Origin of the sequence: Erythrobacter sp. HKB08 (assembly GCF_004114695.1) — a bacterium.
Taxonomy (GTDB): Bacteria; Pseudomonadota; Alphaproteobacteria; order Sphingomonadales; family Sphingomonadaceae; genus Parerythrobacter_A.
Map to the genome: position 1 here is coordinate 2,734,119 of NZ_CP035310.1, position 12,731 is coordinate 2,746,849.

At 64.4% G+C, this 12,731-nt stretch carries 14 protein-coding genes and 1 tRNA gene; 12 read left to right on the forward strand and 3 right to left on the reverse strand.

What is annotated here, in order from left to right:
• Positions 1–38: 38 nt before the first annotated feature.
• Both EO245_RS13245 and EO245_RS13250 read right to left on the reverse strand, forming a co-directional pair.
• Positions 39–500, reverse strand: coding sequence for a Dps family protein (locus EO245_RS13245; protein ID WP_128893370.1), 462 nt, complete (start codon positions 498–500; stop codon positions 39–41).
• A gap of 102 nt (positions 501–602) precedes the next feature.
• The gene (locus tag EO245_RS13250) at positions 603–1,160 is read right to left on the reverse strand and encodes a hypothetical protein (protein ID WP_128893371.1); all 558 of its coding nucleotides are present in this window, start codon (positions 1,158–1,160) and stop codon (positions 603–605) included.
• 100 nt (positions 1,161–1,260) lie between these two features.
• Between EO245_RS13250 and EO245_RS13255 the strand changes: the two genes are divergently transcribed.
• The 4 genes from EO245_RS13255 to EO245_RS13270 are packed head-to-tail and all read left to right on the forward strand — an operon-like array spanning position 1,261 to position 5,479.
• Positions 1,261–2,055 carry an SDR family oxidoreductase gene (locus EO245_RS13255; protein ID WP_128893372.1) on the forward strand — a complete coding sequence of 265 codons (795 nt, stop codon included), beginning with the start codon at positions 1,261–1,263 and terminating at the stop codon, positions 2,053–2,055.
• 10 nt (positions 2,056–2,065) lie between these two features.
• Positions 2,066–3,139 (forward strand): NAD(P)-dependent alcohol dehydrogenase, encoded by a 1,074-nt coding sequence (locus EO245_RS13260; protein ID WP_128893373.1) that lies wholly within the window; start codon positions 2,066–2,068, stop codon positions 3,137–3,139.
• An 11-nt stretch (positions 3,140–3,150) separates the two neighbouring features.
• A complete protein-coding gene (locus tag EO245_RS13265) occupies positions 3,151–4,359 on the forward strand; it encodes an acyl-CoA dehydrogenase family protein (protein WP_128893374.1) in 1,209 nt (402 codons plus the stop codon).
• Between the two features lie 4 nt (positions 4,360–4,363).
• Positions 4,364–5,479: an acyl-CoA dehydrogenase family protein gene (locus tag EO245_RS13270; protein ID WP_128893375.1), complete on the forward strand. Its 1,116-nt coding sequence runs from the start codon at positions 4,364–4,366 to the stop codon at positions 5,477–5,479.
• A gap of 17 nt (positions 5,480–5,496) precedes the next feature.
• Here EO245_RS13270 and EO245_RS13275 read toward each other — a convergent pair.
• A tRNA-Gly gene (locus tag EO245_RS13275) sits at positions 5,497–5,570 on the reverse strand.
• A 151-nt stretch (positions 5,571–5,721) separates the two neighbouring features.
• On the opposite strand from EO245_RS13275, the gene EO245_RS13280 reads away from it, so the two are divergent.
• From EO245_RS13280 to mmsB, 8 genes are all read left to right on the forward strand, one after another.
• Entirely contained in the window at positions 5,722–7,218 is a 1,497-nt protein-coding gene (locus tag EO245_RS13280) for a CoA-acylating methylmalonate-semialdehyde dehydrogenase (protein WP_128893376.1), read from the forward strand.
• A 150-nt stretch (positions 7,219–7,368) separates the two neighbouring features.
• The gene (locus EO245_RS13285) at positions 7,369–7,842 is read left to right on the forward strand and encodes a hypothetical protein (RefSeq protein WP_128893377.1); all 474 of its coding nucleotides are present in this window, start codon (positions 7,369–7,371) and stop codon (positions 7,840–7,842) included.
• An 18-nt stretch (positions 7,843–7,860) separates the two neighbouring features.
• The gene (locus EO245_RS13290) at positions 7,861–8,160 is read left to right on the forward strand and encodes an I78 family peptidase inhibitor (RefSeq protein ID WP_128893378.1); all 300 of its coding nucleotides are present in this window, start codon (positions 7,861–7,863) and stop codon (positions 8,158–8,160) included.
• The gene (locus EO245_RS13295) at positions 8,157–8,546 is read left to right on the forward strand and encodes a RidA family protein (protein ID WP_128893379.1); all 390 of its coding nucleotides are present in this window, start codon (positions 8,157–8,159) and stop codon (positions 8,544–8,546) included. The genes EO245_RS13290 and EO245_RS13295 overlap by 4 nt, the downstream gene beginning before the upstream one ends.
• 59 nt (positions 8,547–8,605) lie before the next feature.
• Positions 8,606–9,754 (forward strand): acyl-CoA dehydrogenase family protein, encoded by a 1,149-nt coding sequence (locus EO245_RS13300; protein ID WP_128893380.1) that lies wholly within the window; start codon positions 8,606–8,608, stop codon positions 9,752–9,754.
• A 5-nt stretch (positions 9,755–9,759) separates the two neighbouring features.
• Positions 9,760–10,827 (forward strand): enoyl-CoA hydratase/isomerase family protein, encoded by a 1,068-nt coding sequence (locus EO245_RS13305; protein WP_128893381.1) that lies wholly within the window; start codon positions 9,760–9,762, stop codon positions 10,825–10,827.
• A gap of 93 nt (positions 10,828–10,920) precedes the next feature.
• A complete protein-coding gene (locus EO245_RS13310) occupies positions 10,921–11,706 on the forward strand; it encodes an enoyl-CoA hydratase-related protein (RefSeq protein ID WP_128893382.1) in 786 nt (261 codons plus the stop codon).
• A 24-nt stretch (positions 11,707–11,730) separates the two neighbouring features.
• Positions 11,731–12,600 carry a 3-hydroxyisobutyrate dehydrogenase gene (mmsB, locus tag EO245_RS13315; RefSeq protein ID WP_128893383.1) on the forward strand — a complete coding sequence of 290 codons (870 nt, stop codon included), beginning with the start codon at positions 11,731–11,733 and terminating at the stop codon, positions 12,598–12,600.
• The last annotated feature ends 131 nt before the right edge of the window (positions 12,601–12,731 follow it).

Genomic DNA, 12,731 nt, shown 5'->3' on the forward strand with positions numbered 1-12,731 from the left:
AAGGCCGCCGGCGGGTTTTTCGCTGATTGCTGTGCAACTTACTTGAGCGTCTGGTTGAGGAACCAGACACGCTCCTCGGCCATGTCGGTCCAGTCGTCGAGCAGGCCGTCGGTGGCATTGTCGCCCGCCTGCTCGGCGAGTTCCTTCATGCCCTTCAGGCGCTTCACCATGGCTGCGTTGTCGTCACGCAGCTCGCGGACCATGTCTTCCGCCGTCAGCGTCACATCGTCCTGGTCCTTGACCTGGGTGTGCTTGGCGACCGAACCGATCGAGGTCAGCGTGTAATCGTCGAGCTTGCGAACACGCTCGCCAATCACGTCGATCTGGTCGCGGATTTCGATCGCCTGCTCGTCGAACATCAGGTGAAGGTCGCGAAAGCGCGGACCTGCCACGTGCCAGTGGAAGTTCTTCGTCTTGAAGAACAGCGCGAGATGGTCGGCCAGCAGGCCGTTGAGTTCGCCCACGAGAGCGGTTTTTGCATTATCGCCGGAATTGGCCATTTCGTTTCCCCTTTTTCGGATATCTGTCTTGCCCAACCAACGGTCGGACAGGCCTCCGGTTTCAGGGACAATGGCGGTCGGCTTAATCGGCTTTATCGATTATTATAGCAATCCTCTGACGGACAAACCGATTATTGCGCCCGCAATCGCCAGAACGACAGCGAGCGCGATGCGGACTGCACGCCATGGCCGTTCCGCCAGATTTCCTGCCATGCGCCAGCCAAGGAGTATCGCCAGGCACCCGCCCAAAGCCCCGCCTGCGCCGGTCAGTTCGAAGTGGGGGTAGAGTGCTGCCAGCGCAAAGACCACAAAGCGCCCGGCATCGGCGATTTGCGCGACGAACAATATGATCGTCATCGCCCCGAGCGAGCGGGTCGGCTCTGCCGGAACGCGGATACGCACCGGCAGGAGTAGCTCGAAAGCCGATGCGATAAGCGCGAAGGCCACCAGCATCTGCTTGCCCGCAGGCGGCAATATCTCCGCGATACCAGCACCAGCGAAGGCCATGATCGCCGCCGTCGCGATGGCTGTCAGGCATCCGGCTACGAGTAGTCCCCACGAGCGCCCCAGCCGGTCGGCGAGAATCGCGACGCGCATCTGGTCGCGCCCGCCCAGCGACAGGGCGAAAACCGCGACCATTGCGAACAGGAATGCGGACATGTGCTGGCCCCTCGCCCCTCGATAGCGCCATGTGCCGAACGCAATGACAACGCCCGAGCTTTGCGCTAGCAGTCACGGCAAAACAAGTGAGGAGAGGACGATGGATTTCTCGCAAGGGCATGCAGCGGTAATAACCGGCGGCGCTTCGGGGCTGGGTCAGGCGAGTGCGCGCGCACTGGCCGAAGCGGGCTTCAAGGTTGCGATCTTCGATATCAACGACGAAGCGGGCGAGGAAACCGCGGCGGAGATCGGCGGCACGTTCCATCACGTGAACATCATGGACGAGCAGTCGGTGCAGGACGGCTTCGCCGCCGCCCGCGCCGCGAACGGGCAGGAACGCCTCACCCTGCACTGCGCCATGGCGAGCAAGCGCGGCAAGACGCTCGGGTGGGACAAGGAAAACAACTGCTACAAGCGGCTTGCGACCGAGGATTACGCGTTCGGCGCGGAAGGCATCCTCATTGCCAGCTACCGCGTCGCCTCGATCTCGGCGCTCGGCATGGCGAACAGCGACCCGATTACCGAGGACGGCGAGCGCGGGGCGATCATCCTGACCGCCAGCGTCGCGGCGCAGGACGGGCAGATCGGCCAAGTCATCTACGGCAGCTGCAAGTCGGGGGTGAACGGCCTCGTCCTGCCGATGGCCCGCGACCTGATGGATATCGGCATAAGGGTGAACTCGATCATGCCCGGTATTTTCGCGACCCCTCTGATGCTCGGGATGAAGGATCGCAACCCGCAGATGTGGGACCAGCTCAACGCCAGCGTCCCTTTCCCGAAACGCCTCGGCCATCCGGAGGAGTTCGCTTCGCTCGTCCTCGAAGTGGCGCGCAACGGCTATATCAACGGGCACCAGTTCCGCCTCGACGGCGCAATTCGCATGCCGCCGAAGTAGGAACCCGGATATGACGACCCAGACAAACGAATACCCGACCAAGGGTTATGCCGCGACCTCGCCCGAGAGCGGCCTTGCTCCATTCGATTTCACGCGCCGGGGCCTGCGCGACGACGATGTCCTGATCGACATTACCCATTGCGGCATCTGCCACTCGGACCTCCATACCGCGCGCAACGACTGGGGGAGGACTACTTACCCGATCGTGCCCGGACACGAGATTACCGGAGTGGTCGCGGCAGTCGGCGATGGCGTCACCCGGCACAAGGTCGGCGACCGCGTGGCGATCGGCTGCATGGTCGATGCCTGCAAGCAGTGCGACAATTGCAAGCAGGGGCTCGAGCAATACTGCCAGCGCGGCATGGTCGGCACCTATGGCGGGATCGACAAGCACGACGGCAGCAAGACGCAGGGCGGCTATTCCGACCGCATCGTGTGCCGCGACGAATTCGTCCTCAAAGTGCCCGAGGCGCTGAGCATGGCCGATGCCGCACCGTTGCTGTGCGCCGGTATCACCTCCTACTCCCCTTTGCGCAACTGGGACGTCGGCCCGGGTAGCAAGGTCGCGGTCGCAGGGCTTGGCGGGCTCGGCCACATGGGCGTTAAGTTCGCCGTCGCCATGGGCGCGGAAGTAACGGTGCTCAGCCGCAGCGAAAGCAAGCGCGAGGACGCAAAAGCGCTGGGCGCGCACGACTTCCTCATCACCACCGACAAGGAGGCGATGAAGGCGAAAACCGGCTATTTCGACCTCGTGCTCAACACCATTCCCGTGCGGCACAATGTCGCGCCCTACCTGCACCTTTTGAAGGTCGATGGGGCGCAGGTGCTGGTCGGCATGATCGACATGATGCCCGAATTGCACACCGGCCTGCTGCTCGGCCGCAAGATCCTGACCGGGAGCGGCATCGGCGGTATCGCGGAAACGCAGGAAATGCTCGATTTCTGCGCCGAGAAAGGCATCACCCCCGATATCGAGATGATCCGGATGGAAGAGGTCAACGAAGCCTACGACCGGATGGAGGCGAGCGACGTCAAATACCGCTTCGTCATCGACATGGAGAGCCTGCGCGAAGCGGCTGACTGAGAGGACCAGCAATGAATATCGAATTCGGCCCCGAGCTGGAGGCCTTCCGCGCGGAAGTGTGCGCGTTTCTCGACACCGCACCCAGTCCCGCGATCCGCGAGGCGGGCCGCAAGCTGACGAGCGTCTTCGCGCCCTTCGACCAGGTGATGGAATGGCACCGCATCCTCTACGAAAAGGGCTGGGCCGCACCGCACTGGCCGGTCGAACATGGCGGCACCGGCTGGTCGGTCGAGCAGAAGTACATCTTCGCCGAAGAGTACCGCAAGCGCGACCTCCCGCCGCTGCTGCCGCAGGGCATCGGGATGGTCGGCCCGCTCCTGATCGATATCGGCACCGACGAACAGAAAGCGAAGTACCTGCCCGGCATCCTCAAGGGCGAAGATTTCTGGGCGCAGGGTTATTCGGAACCGAATTCCGGCTCCGACCTCGCCTCGCTCCAGTGCCGCGCCGAGCCGGATGGCGACGACTACATCATCAACGGCTCGAAGATCTGGACCACCTACGCGCATCACGCGAACCGCATGTTCATGCTCGTGCGCACCGACAATTCGGGCAAGAAGCAGCAGGGCATCACTTTCCTCCTGCTCGACCGGATGGACTATCCCGGCATGACCGTGCGGCCGATCATCGGTCTCGACGGTTTCCCGGAGCAATGCGAGGTCTTCTTCGAGGACGTGCGCGTGCCGCAATCGGGCCGCGTGGGTGCGGAGAACGACGGCTGGTCGGTCGCCAAGCACCTGCTCAAGCACGAACGCGGCGGCGGGGCGCAGAGCCCGACGTTGAAACGCGGCCTCGAACGCATCCGCGACGCGGCAAAGACGACGCCGAGCGGTTTCGGCACCATGCTCGCCGAAGACCCGGTGTTCCTGCGCGACATGGGCGAGCTGGAGGCCGACATCGCGAGCTTCGAGCATTTCGAAAAGCTCGCGGTCAGCGGCCACCCGATCGCGGCGGACCCATCCTACCCCTCGATGAACAAGACGCTCAATTCAGAGCTGACCCAGCGCGTCAGCGTCATGATGACGCAGGTCTCTGGCACGGAAGGCCTGCCGGTCCAGAAGGAGGCATTGCGCGTCGGGGCCAATGTCGAGCCGCTGGCGAGCGACCTCGATCTCGTCGCCATGCCCTATTACCTCAACAGCCGCGCGACCACGATCTACGCCGGCAGCAACGAAGTGCAGCGCGACCTGATCGCCCGCACCGTCGGACGGGAGGGCTAAGGATATGGATTTCACCTTCTCCGACGAACAGCAGATGCTGCGCGACAGCGTCTCGGCCTATCTCCTCAAGAACTACGACTTCGACAAACGCCGCGCGATCGTCGGCTCGGACGATGGCTGGTCGCGCGAAGCCTGGGCGCAGTTCGCCGAGCTCGGCCTGCTCGCCCTGCCTTTCGACGAGGACAGCGGCGGCCTCGGCGGCGGCATGGCGGAACTGGTCGCCATCGCCGAACCATTCGGCGCGCACCTTCTTGCCGAGCCCTATCTCGCGAGCGTGATGCTCGGCGGCGCGGCACTGGCTACGGGCGAGAGCGACGTGTCTTCGCAATGGCTCGAAAAAGTCATGGGCGGCGAGGCGATCGCTGCCCTCGCCTACGAGGAAGGCAATGGGACGCCCGATCCGTCGCTGGTCGCAATGCGCGCCGAGCGTGCGGATGGCGGATTCAGCCTGAGCGGTGAGAAGCGCATGGTGCTCGCAGGCGGCGATGCCGACGTGCTCGTCGTCGTGGCGCGAACCTCGGGCGAAGCTGGCGACGACGATGGCCTTGCGCTCCTGCTCGTCGATCCGGCCGCGCAGGGCGTTTCCATCACCGGCTACACCACGATCGACGGTCGCCGGGCGGCCAACGTCGCCTTCGACAATGTGCAGCTTGGCGAAGACGCGCTGGTGCTCGAAAACGCTGCATCGGCCCTTCGCCCGATCCTCGACCGCGCAATCCTCGCGCTATGCGCAGAAAGCGTCGGCGCGATGGGCGCGCTGCTCTCGCAGACCGGCGAATACGCAATGACCCGCAAGCAGTTCGGCGTGCCGATCGGCAGTTTCCAGTCGATCGCCCACCGCCTTGCCGACATGAAGATGGCTTACACCAAGGCGCGCGCGACGCTGCTCTACACGACCGCCCTGCTCGATGCCGGACAGGCAGGGGCAAAGGACATCGCGATCCTCAAAGGGCAGGTCGGTAAGCTCGGCAGGCTGGTCGGCGAAAGCGCGATCCAGACCCACGGCGGCGTCGGCATGACCGACGAGTTAAGCATCAGCCACCTGCACAAGCGTGTGCTGGCAAACGATGCCCTGCTGGGCAATTCGGAGTATCATTTGCGAAAGGTCGGGACGCTCTAACCACGGGCGCGAAGGCCTGGAGCGGGTGATGGGAATCGAACCCTCGTCGTCAGCTTGGGAAGCTGCTGCTCTACCATTGAGCTACACCCGCAGCGCAGACGCGCCTTTGCCGGATCGCCGCCATACGGTCAATCGCGATTGCGTGGCGGCTCGCCCGCCGGCGTTGCGACTATCGGTTGGCGCGGCGGGGACAAAGGCCTAGGGTGGCCCGAACAAGATTCGCATAGCGGAGAGGAATATTCATGCGCCAGGTTGATCACTTCATTGTCGGCGGCGCCGGCGGTTCGGCTGCTCGCACTCACAAGATTTGGAACCCCTCGACCGGCGAGGTTCAGGCGGAAGTCGGCCTCGGCGATGCCGCGCTGCTCGAAAAGGCGGTGGCCGAAGCGAAGAAGGTCCAGCCCAAATGGGCGGCGACCAATCCGCAAAAGCGTGCGCGCGTGATGTTCGAATTCAAGCGCCTCGTCGAAGAGCACAAGCAGGAGCTCGCCGAACTGCTGTCGAGCGAGCACGGCAAGGTCGTCGAAGACGCGCATGGCGACGTGCAGCGCGGCCTTGAAGTGATCGAGTTCGCCTGCGGCATCCCGCAGGCACTGAAGGGCGAATACACGCAGGGCGCAGGCCCGGGCATCGATGTCTATTCGATGCGCCAGCCGCTCGGCATCGGGGCTGGCATCACCCCGTTCAACTTCCCCGCCATGATCCCGATGTGGATGTTCGGCATGGCAATTGCCGCCGGCAATGCCTTCATCCTCAAGCCGTCCGAGCGCGACCCGAGCGTGCCGGTGCGCCTTGCGGAACTGTTCGTCGAAGCCGGCGCGCCCGAGGGGCTGCTGCAGGTCGTCCACGGCGACAAAGAAATGGTCGATGCCATCCTCGACCACCCCGATATCCCGGCGATCAGCTTCGTCGGTTCGTCCGATATCGCGCAGTACATCTACTCGCGCGGCACGGCGAATGCGAAGCGCGTGCAGGCTTTCGGCGGCGCGAAGAACCACGGCATCGTCATGCCCGACGCCGATCTAGACCAGGTGGTCAACGACCTCGCCGGTGCTGCATTCGGCTCTGCCGGCGAGCGCTGCATGGCATTGCCGGTCGTCGTGCCGGTCGGCGAGGAAACCGCCGACAAGCTGCGAGAAAAGCTGATCCCGGCGATCAACGCCCTGCGCGTCGGCGTCTCCAACGACCCCGAAGCGCACTATGGCCCGGTCGTCACGCCCGAGCACAAGGCGCGCGTCGAAGGCTGGATCGACACCGCCGAAAAGGAAGGCGCCGAAGTCGTGATCGACGGTCGCGGTTTCACGCTGCAGGGCTACGAGAAGGGCTTCTTCGTCGGCCCGACCCTGCTCGACCGCGTCACCACCAAGATGGAAAGCTACCAAGAAGAAATCTTCGGCCCGGTCCTGCAGATCGTGCGCGCGAAGGATTTCGAGGAAGCCGTGCGCCTGCCGAGCGAGCACCAGTACGGCAACGGCGTCGCGATCTTCACCCGCAACGGCCACGCCGCACGCGAATTCGCCAACCGTGTGAACGTCGGCATGGTCGGCATCAACGTGCCGATCCCGGTGCCGGTGAGCTACCACAGCTTCGGCGGCTGGAAGCGTTCGGGCTTCGGCGACATCGACCAGTACGGCATGGAAGGCCTGCGCTTCTGGACCAAGACCAAGAAGGTCACCCAGCGCTGGCCCGATGGCGGCGGCGACGGCTCCAACGCCTTCGTCATTCCGACGATGGGGTGATATTTTCCGGGGCGTGCACCTGGCGCTCGGTGTATCGGGAGCGAGCCCCGGCACGCCGTGGCTTTGCTATCGGAGAAAATCATAATAGCCTGACGCTGGTAGGTCCCGGCCATAGCGGGATCGCGATGAAACGCTGCTCGAGGTGATCTGATGCGCGCATTCCTGCTGTTCCTTCCCGCCGTGGCCCTTGCCGCCTGCTCGCCCGATGCCGAGGCTCCGGTCGAAACCGAAGTCGTCGAGGATGGCGCTGGCGATGCGGCGACCACCGATGCCGGCGACCAGTCGCTTGCCGATCCCGCGCCGGACAGTGTCACCGCCGTTGCGATCCCGACGCGCTACCAGGGCGTATGGGACTACGAGAAAGGCACCTGCGATCCGGCATCCGACATGCGGATGGAGATCGAGGGCCAGCGGATCGCATTCTATGAATCCCTCGGCACCGTCACCGGTACGAGCATCGAGAACGGCGATGCGATCGTCGCGCTCGACATGGAAGGCGAAGGGGAAACCTGGACCCAGGCCCTGCGGCTCTCGCTGGTCGACAATGGCGAGCGGCTGCATGTTACCGACGGTTCGGCGCCGAAGTCGCCCGACGAATATCCGCGCAAACGGTGTGACGGTTAGACCCTGAAGGAGAGCGAAATGCGTATCCCCGCGATCATTGCGACCCCGATCCTGCTCGCAGCCTGTGCCGGTAACGGCGGAGGGGCTGAGCCTGTCGCGCCGCCGGCCAGCGCCGGAACCTGCAATGCGGACAACACCGCGGAGTTCGTCGGCCAGAAAGCGACCGCAGCGCTCGGAGCAGCCATCCAGGCCCGCACCGGCGCAAGCATCTTCCAGTGGGTCGGCCCCGACCAGGCAGTGACGATGGACTACCGGCCGGAGCGGGTTCGTGTCACCTACGACATGGGTTTCGTGATCGAGCGGATCACCTGCGGGTGAGCGAACGCCGCCACGCGACATCCGGCTCGCCGTTCGAGAAGGAATTCGGCTTCAGCCGGGCGGTTCGCGTCGGGAACCGGATAACGGTCGCCGGGACCGGCCCGATCGAGGATGACGGCACTACCACGCCGGGCGATGCCGCGGCGCAGGCGGCACGTTGCTGCACGCTGATAGTCCGCGCGATCGAGCAGCTCGGCGGCACCGCGGCGGATGTGGTGCGCACCCGCATGTTCCTGACCGACTTCGAGGACCAGCAAGCCGTGGGCGCGGTCCACGCCCGCTTCTTCGGCGACGCGGCGCCTGCTGCGACCATGGTCGGCGCCGCGTGGCTGTGCCGCCGCGAATGGAAGGTCGAGATCGAGGCGGAAGCGGTCCTGCCCGACTAGCGGGCGAAGCGGCGTGCGCCCCCTTCCCTCGACGATTTTGCGGCGCTAGAGCGCTGCGCATGACAGGACAATTCCAGCTTACCGAAGACCAGCTCGCCATCCAGGAGATGGCGCAGCGTTTCACTGCCGACAACATCACGCCTTTCGCAGGCGAATGGGACGAGACGCACCACTTCCCCAAGGATGTGATCAAGCGCACCGCCGAACTCGGTTTCGGCGCGATCTACGTGTCCGAAGAAAGCGGCGGCATCGGCCTTGGCCGGCTCGAGGCGGCGCTCATCATGGAAGCCATGGCCTATGGCTGCCCGACGACCAGCGCCTTCATCTCGATCCACAACATGGCCGCATGGATGATCGACACCTTCGGCGGCAAGGAAGTGAAGGAGAAATACCTTCCCGGCCTCGTGACGATGGACGAGATCGCGAGCTACTGCCTCACCGAACCGGGCAGCGGCTCGGACGCGGCGGGCCTCAAGACCAGCGCGAAACGGGACGGCGACCACTACGTCCTCAACGGCACCAAGCAGTTCATCTCGGGCGGCGGCGTGAACGACGTCTATGTCACCATGGTCCGCACCGGCGAGCACAAGACCAAGGGCATCACCTGCCTCGTCATCGACAAGGACACGCCCGGCGTCAGCTTCGGCGCGCCGGAGAAGAAGCTCGGCTGGAATGCCAGCCCGACTGCGCAGGTCATTTTCGAGGATGCGCGCGTGCCGGTAGAGAACCGCGTGGGCGATGAAGGCGAAGGCTTCCGCTTTGCCATGATGGGCCTCGACGGCGGGCGTCTCAACATCGGTGCCTGCTCGCTCGGCGGTGCGCAGCGCTGCCTCGACGAGGCGATCGCCTACTCCAAGGATCGCAAGCAGTTCGATACGCCGGTGGCCGATTTCCAGAACACCCAGTTCATGCTCGCCGACATGGCGACCGATCTGGAGGCGGCGCGCGCGCTGCTCTATCTCGCCGCCGCCAAGGTGACCGACAACGCGCCAGACAAGTCGCGCTTCTCCGCCATGGCCAAGCGGCTCGCGACCGACAACGGCAGCAAGGTCGTCAACGACGCGCTGCAGCTGTTCGGCGGTTACGGCTATCTCAAGGACTACCCGATCGAACGTTTCTGGCGCGATTTGCGCGTGCATTCGATCCTCGAAGGGACCAACCAGGTTATGCGCATGATCGTCGGACGCGATCTGCTGCGACAGGGATAAGCGCAATGACGAGTGAAGACGTTCTGATCCACAAGCATGGCCGCGTGGGTCACATCTCGCTGAACCGCCCCAAGGCGCTGCACGCGCTGACGCTCGACATGTGCCACGCGATGAGCGCCGCGCTCACCGAATGGGCCGACGATGACGAAGTCGAAGCCGTGATCCTCGACCATGCCGAAGGGCGCGGCTTCTGCGCCGGCGGCGACATCGCCTTCCTGCGCAATTCGGCGCTCAACGACGGCGGCACGAGCGGCCGGAAATTCTTCCATGACGAGTACCAGCTGAACCACCAGATGTTCACCTATGAAAAGCCGATCGTGGCTTTCATGGACGGCATCACCATGGGCGGCGGCGTGGGCATCGCCCTGCCGTGCAAGTACCGCGTCGCGACCGAGAACACGCGTTTCGCCATGCCGGAAACGGGCATCGGCCTGTTTCCCGACGTGGGCGGTGGCTGGTACCTGTCGCGCCTCGGCGGGCGGCTCGGCCAGTTTCTTGCGCTGACGGGCGCGCGGCTCGACGGGGCGGAATGCCTCTGGGCAGGGATCGCGACGCACTACCTACCGGCCGAAATGGTCGCCGAAGCGAAGTCGCGCATTATCGAAAAGCCCGACCGTATCTCCGGCGTGCTGTCGGAAATGCCAGGCTCTCCGCCCAAGGCGCGGATCGAGGAAAACGCCGACAAGATCATCAAGCACTTCGCCTCCGACAGCTACGAGGACATCCTCGCATCGCTCGAAGCCGATGCCGAGAACAACGGAAGCGACTGGGCTACCAAGGAGCGCGATACGCTCGGCACCAAGAGCCCGCAGACCTGCAAGGTCGCGCTGCGCCAGCTCGCGGAAAGCGCGAAGCTCGACGATTTCGCCGATAACATGCGCATGGAATACCGCATCGCCAGCCGCGTGTTGACCCGCCCCGATTTCGCCGAGGGCGTGCGCGCGGTGATCGTCGACAAGACCAACGACCCGAAATGGGACCCGGCCACCCCCGAAGGCGTGACCGACGAATTGCTCGACGCAATCTTCGCGCCCCTGCCGGACAATGAGGAATGGAAGCCGCTCGGAGGCTAGATACCGTCATCCCCGCAAAGGCGGGGATCCAGAGCGGCGGAGCAATATGTTACCCTAGATTCCCGCTTCCGCGGGAATGACGAAGGAAGGTTCATGACCGACTACGAAACCATCACCGTCGAACAGCGCGACGCTGTCACCCTGATCACCCTCAACCGCCCGCAGGCGCTCAATGCGCTCAATTCCAAAGTGCTCGAGGAACTGATCGACGCTTTCGCTGCCTACCAAGCCGACAGCAGCCAGCTGTGCGCGGTGCTGACCGGTTCGGGCGACAAGGCCTTCGCCGCCGGCGCGGATATCAAGGAGATGAGCGAGAAGGCGGCCGCCGACTTCTATCTCGACGATTTCTTCGCGCCCTGGACGAGCGAGATCGTCAAGAAGACCCGCAAGCCGTGGATCGCCGCGGTCAACGGCTTTGCACTGGGCGGCGGGTGCGAGCTCGCGATGATGGCGGACTTCATCATCGCCAGCGAGAACGCGAAGTTCGGCCAGCCCGAGATCAAGCTCGGCGTAGCCCCTGGCATGGGCGGCAGCCAGCGCCTCACCCGCGCGATCGGCAAGTCGAAGGCGATGGAGATGTGCCTCACCGGCCGGATGATGGGCGCGGAGGAAGCCGAGCGCAGCAATCTCGTCGCGCGCGTCGTGCCGCATGAGCAGCTCCTCGACGAAGCTCTCAAGACCGCCGCCACCATCGCCGCGATGCCGCCGATGGCCGCGATCGCGAACAAGGAAATGGTCAACGCCGCTTTCGAAAGCTCGCTCGACCAGGGCCTTATCATGGAGCGCCGCATCTTCCAGATCCTCACCGCGAGCGAGGACAAGAAGGAAGGCATGGAAGCCTTCATCGAAAAGCGCGAAGGCAACTGGAAGGGCCGCTAAGGCCTGCCGGGAGAGGAAAAGACCATGAAAATCGCATTCATCGGCCTCGGCAACATGGGCGGCGGCATGGCCGCCAATCTCGTGAAGGCCGGCCACTCGGTGCGCGCCTTCGACCTCAGCGAAGACGCGCTTGCCGCGGCCCGGGACAACGGCTGCGAAACCTTCACCAGCGCGGCCGAGGCTTGCGACGGCGTGGAAGCGGTCGTCTCGATGCTGCCGAACGGCCAGATCGTGAAGTCGGTCTACACCAGCGACGTCATCGGCAAGGCGCCTGAAGGTACCATCCTCCTAGACTGCTCGACCATCGACGTCGCAACCGCGCGCGAGGTTATCTCGGCAGCCAAGAGTTCGGGCTACGAAATGGTCGACGCGCCGGTTTCGGGCGGTATCGCAGCGGCCAACGCGGGCACGCTGACCTTTATGGTCGGCGGGACGGACAGCGCGTTCTCGCGCGCGAAGCCGATCCTCGAAGCGATGGGCAAGGCCGTGATCCATGCAGGCGACGCGGGCAATGGCCAGGCGGCGAAAATCTGCAACAACATGCTCCTCGCGATCCACATGATTGGTACCTGCGAGGCATTCAAAATGGCGGAGAAGCTCGGCCTCGATGCGCAGACCTTCTACGACATTTCGTCAGTGAGCTCGGGCCAGAACTGGTCGATGACGAGCTATTGCCCCGTCCCGGGCGTCGGCCCGCAGAGCCCGTCGGACAACGACTACCAGGGCGGTTTCGCCACCGCGCTGATGCTGAAGGACCTTCGCCTCGCGATGGAAGCGGCGGACAATGCCGATGCAGCCGTTCCCATGGGTGCGCGCGCAGCCTCGATTTACGAGGACTTCAACGGCGCAGGCAACGGACAGCTCGATTTCTCGGCCATCATCAAGACGTTCTGATTTCTTGGGGGGGGGGGGGGGGGGGGCACCGCGACAGCCGAGCCGGATTGTTTTTTTGACCCAAAGGGCTTGAACCAGCCCCGATGCAGGGGTGCCGTGGCGGCAGTTGGGAGGGTTACCAACCCCCCCGG

Excerpts from the sequence above, each read along its gene's own strand:
- EO245_RS13280 (WP_128893376.1), top strand. The coding sequence starts at position 5,722 with ATGCGCCAGGTTGATCACTTCATTGTCGGCGGCGCCGGCGGTTCGGCT.
- EO245_RS13310 (WP_128893382.1), top strand. The coding sequence starts at position 10,921 with ATGACCGACTACGAAACCATCACCGTCGAACAGCGCGACGCTGTCACC.
- EO245_RS13265 (WP_128893374.1), top strand. The coding sequence starts at position 3,151 with ATGAATATCGAATTCGGCCCCGAGCTGGAGGCCTTCCGCGCGGAAGTG.
- EO245_RS13285 (WP_128893377.1), top strand. The coding sequence starts at position 7,369 with ATGCGCGCATTCCTGCTGTTCCTTCCCGCCGTGGCCCTTGCCGCCTGC.
- EO245_RS13245 (WP_128893370.1), bottom strand. The coding sequence starts at position 500 with ATGGCCAATTCCGGCGATAATGCAAAAACCGCTCTCGTGGGCGAACTC.
- EO245_RS13300 (WP_128893380.1), top strand. The coding sequence starts at position 8,606 with ATGACAGGACAATTCCAGCTTACCGAAGACCAGCTCGCCATCCAGGAG.
- EO245_RS13270 (WP_128893375.1), top strand. The coding sequence starts at position 4,364 with ATGGATTTCACCTTCTCCGACGAACAGCAGATGCTGCGCGACAGCGTC.
- EO245_RS13260 (WP_128893373.1), top strand. The coding sequence starts at position 2,066 with ATGACGACCCAGACAAACGAATACCCGACCAAGGGTTATGCCGCGACC.
- EO245_RS13250 (WP_128893371.1), bottom strand. The coding sequence starts at position 1,160 with ATGTCCGCATTCCTGTTCGCAATGGTCGCGGTTTTCGCCCTGTCGCTG.
- EO245_RS13305 (WP_128893381.1), top strand. The coding sequence starts at position 9,760 with ATGACGAGTGAAGACGTTCTGATCCACAAGCATGGCCGCGTGGGTCAC.
- mmsB (WP_128893383.1), top strand. The coding sequence starts at position 11,731 with ATGAAAATCGCATTCATCGGCCTCGGCAACATGGGCGGCGGCATGGCC.
- EO245_RS13290 (WP_128893378.1), top strand. The coding sequence starts at position 7,861 with ATGCGTATCCCCGCGATCATTGCGACCCCGATCCTGCTCGCAGCCTGT.
- EO245_RS13255 (WP_128893372.1), top strand. The coding sequence starts at position 1,261 with ATGGATTTCTCGCAAGGGCATGCAGCGGTAATAACCGGCGGCGCTTCG.